The 19517-nt window shown below is 39.4% G+C and carries 8 protein-coding genes and 1 tRNA gene; 1 reads left to right on the forward strand and 8 read right to left on the reverse strand.

Going from position 1 to position 19517, the window contains the following annotated elements; all coding sequences use genetic code 11:
* The 8 genes from AC1EKT_RS02630 to pyk all read right to left on the reverse strand — a co-directional run bounded on the left by AC1EKT_RS02630 (position 1) and on the right by pyk (position 16359).
* The gene (locus AC1EKT_RS02630; RefSeq protein ID WP_415683043.1) at positions 1–1965 is read right to left on the reverse strand and encodes an ABC transporter ATP-binding protein; all 1965 of its coding nucleotides are present in this window, start codon (positions 1963–1965) and stop codon (positions 1–3) included.
* Between the two features lie 233 nt (positions 1966–2198).
* Positions 2199–2825 carry a hypothetical protein gene (locus AC1EKT_RS02635; RefSeq protein WP_415683042.1) on the reverse strand — a complete coding sequence of 209 codons (627 nt, stop codon included), beginning with the start codon at positions 2823–2825 and terminating at the stop codon, positions 2199–2201.
* A 554-nt stretch (positions 2826–3379) separates the two neighbouring features.
* Entirely contained in the window at positions 3380–4807 is a 1428-nt protein-coding gene (locus tag AC1EKT_RS02640; RefSeq protein WP_481615992.1) for a glycoside hydrolase family 3 protein, read from the reverse strand.
* A gap of 49 nt (positions 4808–4856) precedes the next feature.
* Complete coding sequence (locus tag AC1EKT_RS02645; protein WP_481615993.1) at positions 4857–6539, reverse strand: VWA domain-containing protein; 1683 nt, start codon at positions 6537–6539, stop codon at positions 4857–4859.
* A gap of 176 nt (positions 6540–6715) precedes the next feature.
* Positions 6716–12583 (reverse strand): type I pullulanase, encoded by a 5868-nt coding sequence (pulA, locus tag AC1EKT_RS02650; RefSeq protein WP_481615994.1) that lies wholly within the window; start codon positions 12581–12583, stop codon positions 6716–6718.
* A gap of 228 nt (positions 12584–12811) precedes the next feature.
* Entirely contained in the window at positions 12812–14338 is a 1527-nt protein-coding gene (locus AC1EKT_RS02655; RefSeq protein WP_481616007.1) for an alpha-amylase, read from the reverse strand.
* Positions 14339–14613: 275 nt separating this feature from the next.
* Positions 14614–14687, reverse strand: a tRNA-Leu gene (locus AC1EKT_RS02660).
* A gap of 232 nt (positions 14688–14919) precedes the next feature.
* Positions 14920–16359 (reverse strand): pyruvate kinase, encoded by a 1440-nt coding sequence (pyk, locus tag AC1EKT_RS02665; protein WP_004107046.1) that lies wholly within the window; start codon positions 16357–16359, stop codon positions 14920–14922.
* Between the two features lie 726 nt (positions 16360–17085).
* On the opposite strand from pyk, the gene AC1EKT_RS02670 reads away from it, so the two are divergent.
* Positions 17086–19517 (forward strand): Rib/alpha-like domain-containing protein (locus AC1EKT_RS02670; RefSeq protein ID WP_481615995.1); only part of this gene is annotated, 2432 nt, incomplete at its 3' end.

The raw sequence follows: 19517 nt of genomic DNA on the forward strand, positions 1-19517 counted from the left end.
CTAACTATTCTGCTGATTATGCTGCTTATTCTGATTAAGTTTTGTGTTTTTACCAAAACGCAACGCTTCAACTAATTCTTTTCGCGTATACAATCCATCGCATTGCTTAAAACCGTTAGATACCAAACCTTGGCAAACAGCACACAATAACGGTGGATATAAAGAAGCAGCTGAGCATACGTCTGGTTTTTCAAAAACATCATGCGCTGAACCGTCAATAATAAGCTTTCCATCATTAATCGTTATAAGTCTAGTTGCATAATCAAGCACAACTTCCATATCATGACAAACCATAATCACGCAACAACCGTTAGCTCGCAACTCCTCAACCACTTGCATAATTTTCACGCATTCATTGTAATCAAGACCACAAGTTGGTTCGTCGAGAACAAGTATTTTAGGACGCGTTACGACAGTTGCAGCCAATGCCACCATTTGTCTCTGCCCTCTAGAAAGCATGAATGGACTGTCAGTAGGATTTAAGTCAAGTTTCTCAATAATTTCCATTGCATGCTTTTTCGCTTGACTAGAATCTTCACCAATTAAAATACAGCTCAACTCTACTTCTTCAAGAACAGTCTCTTTGCATAATTGATGATCAGGATTCTGGAATAATGTCGCAACATATTTTGCTATTTGACTAATTCGCAATGGCTTTGTGTCGATACCGTCAATTGTTACACTACCTTCAGTAGGTCTTAGTAAACCGTTAATAATTTTTGTAATAGTAGTTTTTCCGGCACCGTTTTTGCCAATTAGTGCAATCAATTCACCAGCATAAGCATCAAATGAAATATCTTTTAGAGCCTTGACATCATTTGCATAAGCAAAACTCACATGATCTATTGAAAGGCATGGCTTATCAATATTATTAACTGCATTGTCAGCTTTTATAGAAACTTCTTTATTAAGTTCTAAATCAACTTCTGCATCATGCGCGTCATCACTATTAGAAAGTTTAGAATAATCGGAGCGCAAAGTTTTAACAATAGTATTTACAGTTTCATCAACTCCAACACTAAGAGGTGCTGGATCGCAAATTTGTTCATCTTGTAATTGTTTAAGCAATCGTGTAGTACGTGGATAATTAATGCCAACTTTACGAAGTAACTCTATATCTTTAAGAGCTTCGCAAACAGGAGCGTCTAGAACAAGCTCACCTTTAGAAAGCACTATAAGACGCTTGCAATATTCACTTAATAAAGCTACTTTTTGCTCAATGACTACAATAGTAATGCCAAAGTTTTTATTCAAATCACTTAAAACATCGAAAATCATACGTGAAGAAACTGGATCCAGCGCGCAAGTAGGCTCATCTAAAACCATCACTTTAGGTCTTAAAGCCAAAATAGCAGCTATTGCAACCTTCTGCTTTTGACCTCCAGATAGCGTGTCTAAATCACGATTTCGCAAATTGCTAATACCAACAGTTTCTAGTGCATTTGCTATACGCTCAGGAATTTCATCGTGCGGAACTCCGAAGTTTTCTAAACCAAAAAGCAACTCATCTTCAACGTTTGCAGCAACCATTTGCGCATCAATATCTTGAATAACAGAGCCAATTAAACAAGCAATATTAGTAAGCTCAAGAGTAGTAGTGTCATGACCAGCAATTTTTACAGTTCCGCAAAACTTGCCTGAATAATGATGAGGAATTGCTCCAGAAAAAAGTGAAGCAAGAGTTGTTTTACCAGACCCAGAAGGTCCAATAATTCCAACGAATTCACCTTGATGAATGCTAAGGTTTACTTTATGAAGAGCATAGTTGCAATTACATTCATTGTCTTTTTTATCTTTATTTGCAACACTTTCATCACTATGAGTATCGTAGTGAAAAGATACATTACTTAATTCAAGCAATGGCGCTTCTTTTATTGATTCATCACTTTTTTTCATAGGCTCTTTACACGGTTCGGCAGAATCAACTAAATGATTATCTGCAACATATTTTTCTTGCTGAGACATAACATTCCTAACTCTAACATACCGAGCAAACGCTAAAAAATTAATAACACAAAAACACAAGTTGACACCAATCATATTAGACTGATGCCAACTTGCTTTTATACCTTTATATTTATACCTCTATGACTTTATACATTTATACGCATTAAACAAATCGCTAATAATGGCGTATAACGTGCAATTAAACATGCAATCATGAGAATTTCTTAATTAATTTATTAATTAATTTATTATTACTTGTGCAACACGAGTCGCAATGGAGTATAAAGAATTTCAACAATAATCGCATTAAATGCAGCAGTACCGAAAATAATTGGCATCATTACGATTACCATGTTTGGAGAATGAAGAATAAAGTAAGCAGCAATAGAAGCGAAAATGCAACCAGAAATTACTGTTGTAACAAAAGTTGCAATAAATGGGAAAACACTTACTTTACGAGCAGCATCCTTTGGGAAGAGATGAACATATCCAATTAAAATAGCTGTCATAATAATTGCAGCAGGAATGTCACACGCATATTCAAGGAATGGAATCGAAGTATTAAGTTGGATTAATGTTGCAGCAAGAGCTCCAATAATAGCTCCTTGATAAATCTTTGGACGAACCAATAAAATCGCCAAGCAGAATGAAGCAATAACAAACTCAGGCTGGATATTTCCAATAGAAAGAGGCTTGGCAACAGTAAAATCAAGAATGCATCCTGCTGCAAATAGAACTGCAACCAGCACTAACGAAGTAATATTTAGTGCATGATTCTTAACTTTTACATTTTTCATCATTACTGACGCAACATCAGCAGTTGCATTTGCAACGTCGTTAGTAGCTTCCATAACATTTTCGTTAGTTTCATTAGCCATGATTTCTCTCCTTGTTTAAGCTTTATATTATTTGAATATAAAGCTACCGAATATTTTGTTGTGATTTGTGATTTGTGATTTGGTTATTTTTGAAATTTAAGGCTTGTATACAAAAAGACCCCCGGGGCTTACCCGGAGGTCTTTTACAAGCTTTTATACGCAGCTTCTAAAACTTCAGAGTAAACTCACGCCAAAGAGAAGACTGCCACCACCACATACGTGCAGCATTAAGAGTATCGAAAGATTCAGCATTCATGTTCATGTTAAGCATGATGTCTGCCTCCTAAACTCATTAATACTAACTGTGGTTCACGCACAAACCTCAACCGAAGTATTCGATATTTGTTTGTGTTGGAAATGATGCTAACACCATAAAAGTACAAATGCAAACATTTTTTCCAAAAATATTCTCGCAATGAAATAATTATTACAAAAATATTTATAATTTATTATTCGTAAATCCTTATTTTGCAAAGAAAATCTCGTCTTAAATAAAGAAACTCCCGAAATAATGTAAAAGAAAAAATTTACTTAAATAAATGCAACACGCTGATTCATTTAGTTATTTTAGAATCTTTTACATTTTGACTTTTTAATTGCTGAGCAATTTGCAATTTTACTGCAATAATTCGCTTTACTGATTCGTCAATTCGAGACTCAGGTATATCACCTTGACGAACTGCATTGACAACAGAATAATACGCTTGACGCAAATTTGCAGGAGAAAGTAATATATCGATACCTGCTTTAATTCCTGTAATTGCAGCAACCCCAGGAGAATAGCGCAACGATATTGCACCCATTCCTAAAGAGTCAGAAATAAGAATTCCTTTATAACCAAGCTTTTTACGAGCTAAACCAGTAACAATTTTCTCGGACATGCTAGCAGGAATATCATCACCCGTAATCTTCGGATACGACACATGACTGACCATAATAAACTTAACACCAGTGTCTACAGCATCTTTGAACGGTACTAAATCTATTTTTCTTAATGCAACTGGAGATTGGTTCGAAACAGTAGCACCTTTATGAGAATCTTCAAAAGTTGAACCGTGACCAGGAAAATGCTTATACGTAGCAAAAACGTGATTCTCTTGCAAACCATCTGTAAACGCATCTGTCATATTTGCAACTAACGAAGCATTAGAACCAAATGAACGCTTGATCATCAACTTATTATCTGGATTAGTAATCACATCAGCAACTGGAGCAAAATCGACATTAAAACCTAAATTCGAAAGATAATTACCAATGTAAGCACCAGTTTTATAAGCTTTACGCGTTTTCTTAGTCGCTCCAATATCCTTCATATTAGGCGAAGATTTAACGCCCATTTGAGGATTTGAGCTAACTCGCGCAACAGTGCCGCCTTCTTCGTCAACAGCTACTAAAGCAGGAAGTGACACTCTAGATTCGCTTATTGATTGCAACCCAGAAATCATTTGCTGAGTTTGACTAGGGTTCTGAATATTCTCCCTGCTGTACATTATGCCGCCAACAGGTATGGAATTAAACGACTGCTGCATTTGCGAACCAGAAGATACCACAATCCCGTATGTTCCAGCTAATTCTTCAGGCTTAACTATGAACATTTGAGCAACTTTATCTTCAAGAGACATTTTTGATAGAACATTTTTAACAGCAATGCTATTAGGATCAATCCCCTGTCTTGCTTGCTTTTTACGTGCTTTCTTTAGTGCTTCAAGTTTTTTAGCTACATCCGCAGGATTAACTGTTTTTTTACTAGCATAATTTTTAGAAGAAACGTTAAAAAAATGCGAGCGCATAACAGACACTGCAGCAAACATAGATATCGCAAGTAAAGCAATAGCTATAATAGCCACTAAAATAGAAGCAAAACGCCTTCTTGGAGCAACACTTGCAATTTGATTATGATGCTGAGCATTACGATATTGCATAGTGCGACCATCCACATAATGCGGACTGCTTTGTAGTTTACGTGTCCTTTGCTTTCGCATAACGAGTTTCCTCTAATTCGCTAAAAATGAACCAAAAAGTGGCACAATGCTAATTCCTATTTATCTCACAAACATAGCCAGTTTTGCCACTAAAGGTTTTACGCAATGTAGGAGTCGTAAATAAATCATCGCGTTGATCATTCCACGACCACTCATCATTTAATCGCCAAAGCATAAGATAGAACTCAGGCTCTCCATCTTTATCGTTTCGACTTGGCTCTCCTGGCAACCAGTTTTCGTACTTTACTTTTTCACCAGTAACCCAGTGCGCAAATACGTCACCATTCTCACGTTGCGAAGTGTAACCGCCAATCCACACATACTTGACGCCTTCCTTTTTTGCCATATCGATTATCTTTTTCTCTTTACTCTTGCTGGTAAGAGTTACTAAGTAACCGCCATCTTGCATGCATGCACTGTTAGCTTCAGTCCACTTCACATCACCCTTATGTAGCACGAAGCGAGTTGCAGTCTTCTTATACTTCTTCTTCTTAATTGGCTTAAACGACAAATCATCACCTATACCACCAGATTGATGATTCTTGGAATCTGCAACCAATGCAGAAACAACTCGATCAGCATACGGATTCGAAGAAGAATCAGAATCGTATTCTAAGCAATAAACATTATCTTGATTGACTCGAATTCTATTCATTACATCTTTCATATCTGATATTGAATTCATATCCCAGAAGTAACCATTCGTTTCATTCGCAATATTTTGCAAAGTGCTTGAATCAGCTTCACTAGTACCAATCAAATATACAGGAATACCTTTTTCTTTAGCTAAAGAAATAACATCATCAGCAGTATGAGTACTCTCATTATCTTGACCATCAGTAAACGCAATTACGCAGTTAAAGCCAGGATGATTAGAAGCGTTAGTAATTCCGGTATAAAGGGCATCATACAAAGCTGTCATGCCGTAAGGAGTCATATTATCAATGCCCGTAAGCAATCGATCTTTATCGTTAGTATACGTTGCCATATACATTAAGTAACTATCGAAAGATATAAGCTCTCCAGTGTCGCCAACCTTATAATTAAGATTGCGCACAAAATCGCTCATAGTGCGTTTCATAGTATCTATAGAATCTTCCATAGACCCAGATTTATCAAGCAGAATTTCGTAATTAACACCTTGTTTGTCTTTAATGCGCTCAACTTTACGAATAAGTCTTTCAGCTTCTTTGCCGCCACCAATCTTCTCACGAATTGCAGCAGTAGGAGAATCAATTTCCAAAGCTTTTCCACTACTATCAGTAAGCGAAAAGTACAGTTTTACATGAGGATATTTAGATACGTCAGAATCAACGATTTTTAACTTATAATCCGCATATTTATTGGATTTCATAATTTCTTTTCGCAAAGTTTCGTAAGGAATTTGCTTTGGTCTCATATAATCCCAAATGCAATACCCAAAAATACTTGAAAGAATAACAGCAATCATAACAATAATAGCTATAATAATATTCCTTCGCTTCGCATCATTTTCAGCAGCAACTTGCGCATACCCATATTGCGGTTGATACGGGTATTGCGTATTTATTTCACGACGATAATACTGATTAGGAATGTTGTTTGTATAGAATACTTGCGTTTGCGTTTCAGGATAAGGCTGCCCTGCTTGCTGAGGCTGAGTATTATTTGCCGGAGAAGTAATTTCTGCACCACACTGCGTGCAGAACCTCGTATTATCTTTTAAAGTAGCTCCGCAATTAACGCAGTACATGATTTTCTTCTTTCTTTTCCTTATTAGTAAAACATTCGCATACAGTTATAAAAACAAACTATCTATTAATTCTATACCCTGCTTCAAACACAAAGCCGAGGATATCGCAACAAATGCAATTACCTCGGCTTTTATAATAGCGAACTTATTAGTTTATTTATTTACTTATAAAAACCTCACGAGTTCGTATAACGCTTGTGACTTCTAATACGAAGTAACAATACGCTCGCAGCAGCAATGAGCATTGAACATACAGTAGTAACTACGAATATATTACTGCCTGTTGCACTTAAACTATGAAGCTGTTGCGAAACTGCATTGCTTGTTACTGTGATATCTGTCCAAGCAACTTGATTACCTTTTTCGTCAACCAAAACAACCGTATGCTTTCCGGTGTATCCAGCTGGGAATTGAGCATCAAATTGAGGCTTGCCATTCACCATGCGAACAGTCACAAACTTTGAACCATCAGCACCCTTAAGCAAACGAGGAGACGAGTAAATGTACGCGTATGCATAAACTACTCCATCACGTTGCAAACGCTCGATGAACTCGCTGTTTACAAGATTAATTCTTACGCTGTTAACAACACCTGCAGTTGCAACGTTATTGTTGCCAATGCTAAGAGTTCCCTTTAATTCTGGGTTAAGCTGCTGAACTGTTTCAGGAGCAATAGGTACAGGAGCAGATTCTGCTGGCTTAGCTGGATTAGAATGTTCAGACTTAGCTGGCGCAGAATGCTCAGATTTAGCTGGCTCAGACTGCTTAGCTGGAGTTTCAGTCTTAGACTGATCGGGTTTAGTCTGATCAGGTTTAGTCTGATCCGGTTTAGCTGGAGTTTCATTCTCAGATGGCTGAGGCTGAGGCGTTGGCACTGGAGCTGGCGCTGGAGACGGAACCGGAGCAGGTGTCACAGGACCAGGCGCCGGCGATGGCTGAGGAGCTGGATTCACAGGACCAGGAGCTGGAGTTGGAACTACAGGAGCCGGAGCAGGTGGTTGAGGCGTTGGCGTCACCGGACCAGGACCAGGCTGTGGCTGAGGACCAGGTTGTGGTTCAGGATGTGGACCAGGTGCCGGCGATGGCTCAGGCGCAGGATTCACAGTGCCATTAACTAGTTCGCTTACGTCAGCAGGATGCAATTTATATTCAGCAACTTTTTCAAGATCAATAGGATTTTCATCCTTCTTCTTTTCAGCATCCTTCACAAGCACTGCAGTCGAAAGAGCAGAAACCTTGTAATTTCCACTATCATCTACAGATGCTTCAGGGAACTTTGATGCATCATCGCCATTATATTTTCCATCAGCAATGCGCACGCGATACTTTCCTTTGCCAATATTTACGTCAGTAACATTGTCATTAGCGTTGAAAATAAACACATACGTTTTATCTTTGTCATCAACACTAAACGCATTAATGCCATCGCTGCTCTTAATCCAATGCATATTCTTATTAACATCAGAATATGTAGAATCTCGTAAAGCTGGAATCTCGTTTCTTAACTTTATCAATGCCTTAAAGTACTCAACAGCATCAGAATTCTTATTAACCAAATCCCAGTTAACGGAATTGTCGCCGTCGCCAGCATTGTAACTATTCTTATTGCCGTTCTTGCTTCGTAAGAACTCCTGACCAAGTTCAAAGAATGGCATGCCATGAGCAAACATTACAAGCGAATTAGCAAGCATTACTCGCTTCTTAAGATTCTCTTCTGTCTCATAAGGCAAAGATCTCTTCAACTTATCGTAAAGATTAAGATTGTCGTGAGCTTCAACATATTGCACAGTCTGACCTGCATTCGCATAATGTCTATCAGCGCAACTTGAGTTTCCAGGCTGGCAACCGTAAAGATTTTGCATTACCAGATTGTCACTACCTCTGTTTCCAGACACAAATCCAGCAACCTCATCATCTCCTTGGCCCTTTACAGCATCGCGGAAGGAATCGTTAAAGAATGCAACACCATTATTATCTGCAAGCTTATACGCATTAGGCTGAATAGTGCGGTTTTCATAAGGCAATTGGCTCATATTCCAGCCTTCGCCAAGAATAATAGAGTTTTTATCAATGTCATAAACAGCCTTACGCACTTCCTTAATGGTTTCAAGATCAATCAATCCCATCAAATCAAATCGGAAGCCGTCAATACCGTACTCATTAGCCCAATACTTTACAGAGTCAACAATATACTTTCGCATCATTTTGCGCTCTGAAGCAGTATCGTTCCCGCAACCAGATCCATTAGTCAAGCTGCCGTCATCGTTATAACGGAAGTAGTAACCAGGCACAGTTTGACCAAAAGCGTTCTTTTGAGCGTTATAAACGTGGTTATAAACTACATCCATAATCACGCGCAAGCCAGCCTTATGAAGACCGTCAACCATTTGTTTTAGTTCAGTAATACGCGTAACAGGATTTGCTGAATCAGACGCATATGATCCTTCTGGAACGTTGTAGTTGATTGGATCATAGCCCCAATTTTGAGCACCTGGCTGACCGTAACCCAAGTTACCTGCTTCATTCACAGAACCAAAATCATACATTGGCATGATTTGTACGTGAGTGATGCCTAGTGACTTCAAATAATCCAAACCAGTTGGCTTGCTTCCATTCTTAGTGTCAGATTGAATTACACCGAGATATTTGCCGCGCTTCTTTTCGCTCACGCCAGAACTTTCGTGAATTGAGAAGTCGCGAATATTCATTTCTGCAATAGTCGCATCAGTTGGGCGCTTTTCAAACGATGCCATGCGATCTACTGGTTTTGCCATGTTGCCACCGAATACAACGGATCTCATTCCGTTTCTCACAGCAGCTTTTGCATAAGGGTCTGGAGAATTATTAACAGCACCATCTGCAAAATGAACCTTGTACGTGTAAGCAGTGCCAGCTTTTGCATCGCTTGTAGTAATACTCCACACGCTATTATTGCTTTCAAGCTTCATATCTTGTGTTTTAGCTTCTGCAGAATTTTCATCAGTGCCAGAATAAGTTACCAACTCCACTTTTGTAGCAGTTGGTGCCCAAAGCTTGAAAGTTGTAGAACCATCTTTTACAACAGCACCCAAGTCGTCGCCAGTATAAGCGTATTTCTTATCGAACTCATCAGTGCGAACAATCTTAGATCCTTTAGCAGTTGAAACAGACACTGTTCTAGGCATTCCACCAACACCCTTGATGTTGATTTCATACATTTTCTTAATATCTATGTCGTTCTTTGCAACGATTACGATCTTATTATCTACAACAGCAACTTGCGAAATATCTACTGTCTTATGTTGATCTTTCTTTGAATCTGTAACATCAGTTATAGTTACGTCATTCTTCTTAATCTCTGAAGTGTCACCGCTCACGTTTACAGTAAATTCCTTCAAAGACGTAATATCAGCATTAATAGCATTAGCCTTCGTGCTGATTACGTTTGGACTTAAGTAAACTCTACTATCGCCCTGCATAAGCCAGATTTCAGCGTTGCCAGTTTTACCATCTGAGCTTAAAGTGATTGCCTTTGCAGGAATCGCGCGATCGCCTTCACCAGGATCTTTAGCAACCCAATCGTTGCCTTGCATAGAATAGCGCACAATAAACTTCGGATCCTTCACACCGTTATTATCTGTAAACGTATATTCTGCAATCTTTCCGAAATCATCATGAGCCGTAAAATCTCTCTTTACGCCTTCTTGCTTACCATACCAAGTCCAGAGATTCCAACCAGCGTAATCCTTGTTTGTTCTGCGGTAGTGAACAGTAACATTTAACGTTTTGAGGTTATTAAGCTTGTCAGAAACTTCAGATGGCGGTTCAGCAAAAGTATTCGAATCTCCTCCGTAAACCCAAGCTTCGCCAACACCATCTTCTATTTGCGAGATATTACGATTTCCGCCGTCTTTATTCCAATTTGAGTTATTAGGACCTGGATCAGTAGTAATAATAAATCCGACTTTTCCGCTCTCGTAAGTGCCATCAGCCTCAACTGTGTAAGTCTTACCAAAAGCATCTTTACCATTGAACGCATGCCAAGCGCTATCTATTTCCTTACCTTGAGCATTTTTAAGGCCCCAGATATAAACGCCCATATTGCGATTGTCATCAGATTTTTGCTTATAGTGAATAACAATCTTCGTCTTTAATGCAGAAGGTTTTGAAGATGTATCCTCAACTTTGCAAGGAGCCTGTTCTGCGGTAGAACCATTGAGATTATTATCTACTACATAATTCTTTGCATTAGCAGGAATAATGAAATCACCATCATTCCAGCCATTTACGTGATACCAATCTCTGCTACCATCACTCTTTGCAATGCCATTATTAAATACAGCTTTAAATTCACCACGATTAGTAATAGTCTTTGCAAACCAATCGCCACAAACTTTGCGCATTGGCAATCCAGGAGCTACAGTCCAATTATTACCACTTATTTGATAATGAATATTTACTGAGCTTGGATTACCTGCTTTATTTTTAGCATTAAAGTAGACAGTTGTTGACTGGTCTTTAACATCGTCAACATATTTTGGATCAGATTCATTGCGCGCTGTAAATTTTATTACATTCTTAGTTGTTGCATCCACATGCAAAGCAATTGCAGAATAAGGAGCGATAGTCGCAGCAACCTTGCCATCTTCAACTTTAACAGTCTTAGAGCAGTCACCTGCAGCGTAAACGTTGCAGTACTCACCATTTGGCAAATCAGTCTTATACAAAACTCTCTTTGCGTTTGGAGTATTGTTGATTGCTAAGAAGCCCTTCTTCTCGCGGCTAAATGCAATGTTATTGTTGTCACTCTCCTGCCAATTGGTAACTTGAGTACCATTTACAGCATTAAAGAATCCAACCATTCCACGAATCGAAGTCCAACGCTGAGTGCACTGCCAACCAGTTGTTGGAGAGCAATTTACATCTGGAACAGACGTTTCAGATGCACCAGGCGCACCATAGTCCTTATTCTTTGCATCAAACCTGTATCCTGAATAAATATTTGGGTTTCCATACGGGTAGCCAAGCATAAAAGCGTTTGCAAGCTCGTAGCGAGGACCATCCTTATAAGTAAGCGTGCGCACAAAATCTTCGCGAGGAGTATCCCAATTAGTCACGAAAATCGAAGCTTTATCGCTTTGAACAAGACCATTAGTAATATTTTTTAGATTCGAGATTGAGCCATAAAAATCATTCTTTAAACGATAGGAATATTGGAATTCGTTGACTTCACCTTCGTTTAAATGCCTATCTGGCTGTATTTCTGAAGCTTCAGAAGTATCACCAATCGTCTCCTGCATCCACCAAATCTTGTCAGGCGTAGTGTGCGCAGCATCAGCAGCAGCCTTCTTAATAGCAGCCATATCCTTCGGAGAAATATGCTTTACAGCATCCACACGGAAACCGACAACACCTAACTCGAGTAAATAAGCAAAATACTTACCTAAAACTTGCTGAACATGCGGCTTTGACGTATCCAAATCAAGCAAACCAACAAGCCTGTGAGTCCAAACTTCTTCAGCATTCTTGTAATTTGTAATATTTTCAGCACTCTGATGGAAATCATCCTTAGTATATCCAGCTGTTTTGAAAGTTTGTGCATCAGCATCGTATTCACTTCCACCAACGCCAACTTTATCTTTATTATCAGCACCAGTCATGTGATTAATAACAGCATCAGCAATGATTCCAACACCAGCAACCTTGCAAGTATGAATCATCTGCTTAAACTCAGCTTCAGTGCCAAGTTTAGAATCAAGCCTATAGCTCACAGGCTGGTAAGAAGTCCACCACTGAGAACCTTTTACATGATCATTTGGAGGAGACACTTGCACATACTTCACACCCTCAGGGCCGTAAGTTTTAGTGCATTCTTTAGCAATGCTATTCCAATTCTGCTGGAATGCAGTAACAATAACACCTTTACGGTTAAGAGTTAGATTTTCTTTATTTGAACTATCGCTAACAGCGTTTGCGCCACTTGTAACAGCAAAACCAGTTACAAGCATTGCAACAGACGCAACAATAGCAACCATCTTCGATGCAAAGTGTCGACGATGACTCATCAGTATCCTTTCCTCCATTGGAACTAACGCGCTTCTTCCTTGGGCGCATTAATAGCTTTAATACACAAGCGATGGCTAGCACTACTATGTTGCTAGCCATCGTTATAAATATGCATTATCAGCGGAGAAAATTATAACATCTACATACTGACAATATTGCAATAACTATACGAAAACTGTAATAATGTCAATACAAATTTATTTCCAAATCGTCTTTTACTTCGCATCTTACTTATTAGAACCTGCCTTATTTTTGTGCAAAATCAAAGCTAGTTCAATCAATAGCACAGCGAAAACAATTACAATCATCGTAACAGTACTAAACGTGGAAGTACTTCCAAAATGCTCTACAGCCTTAACATGCAAAGCAATAGCCGAGTTAGCTGGAATAGTTGTATCTACTTTCCCACCATTTACAGTAACTGTGCTAGAGCATTTACGTGAAGCATACACGTTGCAATACTCACCATCAGGCAAATCAGTTTTATAACTCACATTTTTAGGCTTGTCAGTATTGTTAATCGCCAAGAATCCCTTGTTTTCGCGACTAAAAGCAATGTTATTATCGTTGTCATCCTGCCATTGAGTCACTTTCGTGCCCTTAACAGCATTGTAGAATCCAATCATTCCACGAATAGAAGTCCAACGCTGAGTGCACTGCCACTTTGAATTCTTGCCGCACTTTACATCTGGAATGTGCGTATCAGTTGCACCAGGAGCACCTTCATCGCGCTGAGTGAACTTATATCCAGAATAAATATTTGGTGTTCCATAAGGATAAGCAAGCATAAAAGCATTAGCTAACTCGTACTTTGCTCCATCCTTATAAGTGAGAACTCGAGTCGAATTGTCACGCTCAGTATCCCAGTTAGTCACAAAAATAGCGGCTTTCTTATTAGGAATAAGCTGATCTGTAATATGAGACAAATTCTCAATTGAGCCATAGAAATAATTACGCAAGCGATACGAGTATTCAAACTCATCTACTTCGCCTGTACCAACATATTGATCCGGCTGAATTTTAGGATCTTGTTCAGGGAAACCAATTGTTTCTTGCATCCACCATATGTTTTCAGGCTTCGTTCCAGCAGCCTTAGCAGCAGCTTCTTTTATACCTTTTACATCCTCAGGGCACATATGTTTTGTGGCATCAACTCTAAAGCCTGCAACACCCATTTTTAGCAATTTTGCAAAATAGTTACCAAGAATTTTTTGCACATGAGGCTTAGAAGTATCCAAATCAAGCAAACCAACTAAACGATAATTCCAAACTACTTGCGCATCCTTATATGTGTAAATATCTTTATCTATTTGGTGAAAATCATCTTTTGTGTAACCAGCATCCGGATAGCTTTGATTTGCCGCATCATACTTACTACCGCCAACGCCTACAGTATCTTTATTACTATCGCCAGTTGTGTGATTAATTACAGCATCAACAACAATTCCAACACCAGCAGCCTTGCAAGTAGTAATCATATTTTTAAACTCGTCTTCAGTGCCAAGCTTTGAATTTAGATTGTAACTAACTGGCTGATAAGAAGTCCACCACGCTTTACCTTTAATATGATCCTCCGGAGGAGAAACCTGCACATAACTCACGCCCTCAGGACCATAAGTTTGCTCACACTCTTTTGCAATGCTCCTCCAGTTTTGTTGAAAAGCAGTAACAATCACACCTTTTGGCGGAAGAGAGTCTGTTGATTTAGTTGAAGCAAATGCCGAAGAGTTTGGAACAATAGCAAAAACACACATTAATACTGTTGCTACAGCAGCGCTTGCAGCAATTGCAGTAAAAGAACGCATTAAATTGCGCTTGTAATTATTGATTAATTCGCAAGCATAATTACTTTTTTTACGCTCACTTACTTGCAATCGTGCACTGTGGATCATCGTTGTTCCTTTCACATCACGTACAGCACTTTCATTGTGCGAGAATACTTTTATTATTATACGCTCATTGTTTATGTACGAGACATTAAAACACAAAATAAAAACGTCGCCTAGCAAGCTAAGCGACGTCGTGCACGTGCCCCCGGTGAGACTCGAACTCACACTGCACAGATTTTGAGGCTGTTTCCTCTACCAATTGGGATACAGGGGCATTTTTAATTTTCCGCATTTTTTTGCGACTTGTTGACTATAGCACACTTTAAGCCACATGCAAATAGTTAAAGCGTTTTGCGCGTGTCGCAAATCAACAATATTGATTATACATAACATAATGCGCGCAAACTGCAAAACAGCTAGCGCGCATTATGCAAATTATACTACTGCGCAAATGCACCTAAACTAGAAGAACTAGCGTATTGGCGCAATCACGCAGAATCAAGCAATTAGTCGCAAGCACCGACGGTGTGAACGTAGATGGAGTCAGTGCGACCAGCCTGGCGTTCACCCTGAGCAGTGCTCAAGATAACGATCTGATCACCATCGGAAACCTTACCAGCTTCGCGAAGAACCTTGTCGGTGAAGATCATCAAATCGTGACGATTCATGTCATGGTAATCTTCATCAATCAAGAAGCCTTCAGTGCCCCAGCTCAAAGCCAACCAACGATAAGTGTGCTCATTGTTAGTCAAGCCGTAGATTGGAGCGGTTGGGCGTTCACGAGAAATGCGATGAACCGTGCGACCAGTCTGAGTGTAGGCAACGATAGCCTTAGCGTTAAGCTTATCTGCCAAATCAACAGCTGCAGAAGAAACTGCACCAGTGCTAGACATGTCGAGCTCAACAGCAGGAATGCGATCATAGCCATGCTCAGTAGCGTACTGAGAAATGCGAGACATGGTCTTTACGGTAACATCTGGATACTTGCCGACAGCAGTTTCGTTAGAAGTCATTGTTGCGTCAGCACCGTCGAGAACAGCGTTAGCGCAGTCAGAAGCTTCTGCACGGGTTGGAACTGGAGAGTTAACCATTGTTCCAAGAACTTCAGTAGCAACGATAACTGGCTTTGCGTAGCGGCGAGAAAGCTCGATGCAACGCTTGGTGACCAGTGGAACCTCTTCGAGAGGCATTTCCACAGCCATATCACCACGAGCAACCATAATGCCATCGAAGGTCTTAACAATCTCTTCCAAGTTTTCAACAGCCTGTGGCTTTTCAATCTTGGCGACGATTGGAATGCGACGACCTTCTTCGTCCATGATTTCGTGAGCGCGATCAATATCGGTAGCGAAACGCACGAAGGACATAGCAATAATGTCAGCGCCGGTGCGAATAGCCCAACGAAGATCAGCCTCATCCTTTTCAGTCAAAGCTGGAAGAGAAACTGCAACGCCTGGGAGGTTAATGCCCTTGTGGCTGGAAACTGGACCAGCAACAATAACCTTAGTGTGAACGTCGTTGCCTTCTACCTTAGTTACCTCAAGACGAACCTTACCGTCATCGATAAGGATTGGATCGCCTGCGTGGCAATCTCCTGGCAAGCCCTTAAAGGTTGTAGAAGTGCGGTGCTCGTCACCTTCAACATCATCAGTAGTGATGATGAACTCCTGACCTTCTTCCAAATAAACCTTATCTTCGCCTTCAGCGTTCTTCTTGAACCAACCGCAGCGAATCTTTGGACCTTGCAAATCAACAAGAGCAGCAACATTGCGGCCAGTGGACTTGGAAGCTGCACGAACGTTGTTGTAAACGCGCAAATGATCTTCAGGAGTGCCGTGAGAACGGTTCAAACGAGCAACATCCATACCGGCTTCAACAAGCTTGGTAATACCTTCCAAGGATTCGGTAGCTGGACCAATAGTATCAACGATTTTGGCTTTACGCATAATGCCTACCTATTTTCTATTTCTGTTTATTTTTTATGAGCGATTTAATGATAAAAACCATAAAACGCCCAATTCCGCTTTCCAGTGTATCAACGTATTGTGACCGCTTATTGTATTTATACGGCGTTTTGTGAACGCTCACAGAAAATAACATAAAATCGCAGATAATGCTTGAATAACACTCAGATAATGCTTGAACAATAGTTGAATAATAATTGAGAATAATAGTTATTCTCTAACTTTTAGCATCGCTTATTTGCCGCAACTCTTTCAAACGTTTTGAGCCTTATTTCTTGCTCTTTATCTTTAATCAAAAAAACAGAATGTCTGAATTCAACAAAGTACTAAACGATTTAGTATCAAAATTATAGTGAGGTAATAAACTACAACATTTGTTTAGAAAATACCCAATCACATATCTGCGACACACCATAAGACGTATTACAGATTACGAAAATAATAAGAAATTTTATTAAAAATTATATTGTTATAACATTTCGCAAAAAATTTTCATTTATAGCACCCCCCCCCCGTAGTAAATTTTACAGTCTAAACTAATTTCAAACTGAAAAATATTATTAAAAATAGCAAAAAATGATAGAATTTTAAGTAGACTCATTTAAATAGAGAGCTTTATTACTAGCTTTGGAGAGATTTGTCATAGAATTCGTTCTATTTATTTGTTTAAAAAGTCATTAAAGATTAGGGAAAATTAAGGAGATTGTTATGACTACCGCTAATCCTTCAAAACATACATCATCAAAATCTTCTAGAAAGCGTCCTGCACACAAAGTACACACGCTTCCGTTAGCAACAATGGCTGCTTTACTGACAGCAGCAACCTGCTTAGGCAGCCAGCCTGCCATGGCTGCTCCAACAACCACAATTACTACACCAACACAGGCTGGAGTAGTTAGAAATCTTACGAGCGGCACGGTTGCTAAGTATCAAGATCGTGAAGCTGATGTGGTTGTTAACAATCCAGAATGGCTCAAAACTCCTAGTATTCTTGAGTTCCAGCGTTATCGTTCTACTAATGATGAAAATAAAGATAAAAAGACAATGAATTCCGACGAGTATGGTAGCGATGAGCACAATACTCTGATTAAAAAAACGGATATGTATGCACATATCGAAACAATAGATGGTGCTAAATATCTCGTATTCGACGTGTTCTTCAACAATGATGCTCAGTCGATGGTAACAGCTTCAAAGAGGCAGTGGTATATATGGCAAGTACCATACCAAATTGCTAAGTTAAATTCCGATGGTTCGTTTGCAAACGACACAATCCGCGACTTACGTTTTGACGCTTACAAACTTAAAGATGCATCACAAAATGACAAAATAAAACGAAAGATGAACTTTGCTCTTTCGCGCGACTTTGCCAAGTTTGAAAAAGTAGACAATCAGTCAACAACTATAAACTTCCCAAATGATGGCGAGAAGAACTTCGGTGTAAGAAATCCTTCAAGATTCCAGTATAGTTTAGGACCGAATCTAACAAGCGATTCACAATATGTAGCAAATATGAAGAGTCTATTCCATGAAAATTATCAGAATTATGCTCTTGGTAAAGCAACTTACCCAAATTACCCATATAGTGGTAAGAATTATGGAATAGGTATTCAAACTTCAGAAGTAAATCTTGCATTCCATATGCATGCCGCAGTAAAGCTTAACGATACAGCAATTAACGAAAAAGCTACAACGTATGATGAAAAGTACGCTAATATACATAATGCTTGGACTTGGGCAGATTCTGCAACATATGGAAGAACAACAAGCTCGTCCTATGCGTGGATTTCTGGACGAGATCCAGAATCTGACGAAGATAAAAACTTAAAACGTCACAAGGATGACAGCGAAGCGCCAAAAATTTATCACGGCAAAACTGAAATCACCGATAACAATCAGACCATTAAACTTAAGGAAGGCGATAAACTAAGCTTCACTACCACCGATAACAAGGGTTATATTGAGAAGTTTAGTATTTCTGGTTTAACGGACACTCCTATAACCAAGCAAGGCGCTGGAAGCGAAGACAATCCGCTTTCATCAGACGAAATCACTGTTACTAAAGACATGAATAAAAAGGAAGTAACCATTACTTCCGAGGATGGCTCTGGCAACGTCACAACGCGCAAAGTTAAAGTCGAAGTTGCCAAAAAGAAAAAACTTGCTCAAGAACATCCTCTTACCGGTAAAACCATTGATACTACCGTTGGTGGAACATTACCAAAATTGACAGAAATTGACAAACTTGTCGAGATTAAAAACGGAGACAAGCTTGAAAAGAAGCCAACCTTAAACTGGAAAGGCACTGCTCCAGACACTAATACAGTTGGCAAGTTTACTCATGATATCACTGGAACATACTCCGATAATTCCAAAAAGACAACAACTGTAACCATTAATGTTAAACCACAGAAGCCAGTTATCGACACTGATTTAACTAATCTTGCTGGAAGGACAGGGCAGAAAGTAACAGTATCTGTTGGAAGCGGCATTCCTGAAGGCACTACTACAACAGTTAAACTGTTTGGTAAAGATAACAAGGAAATCGGCTCTACTACAACAATTAACAAAGGTAAAGCGGAGATTACTGTTAATGGTGAAATTCCTGAAGGCGACGTGTATGCAACAACGACTGTAACGAAGCCTGAAAAGAAAGTTGGTCCTAAAGAAACAATTCCAGGATTTGAACTAACTTCAGAAAACAGTGATACAAAACAGGCTACCAAGCCTCAGGATACCCAGGCCCCAACTATCACTGCTACCGCTACTTCATCGTCTGTAGCAGTTGGGCAAGATCTGAAGATTCACATTGTTGCTAAAGATGATGTGAAGGTTGAAGACGTACCTAATGCACCAGCTTTGGCGCAAGGTTTAGGTCTTGAACTTAACGAACTCTCATCTCGAATAAAATCAAGTCAAACAACTAATACTGATAAAGAAAAGGATTTTGATCTTACAGTTAAGAATATGCAGCCGAAGGAAGTTGGCACACATACTATAACCTTCACTGTAACCGACTCGGCAGGAAAAACCGGCAAAGCAACTCTAACCATAACCGTGAAGCCAGATGCTCCAACCGTCACGCCTCAAGACAATGGTTCTGTTGACGTAACACCAGCAGACGGTACTGATACTCTGGA

It is taken from the genome of Bifidobacterium sp. C0047B3, assembly GCF_056590535.1.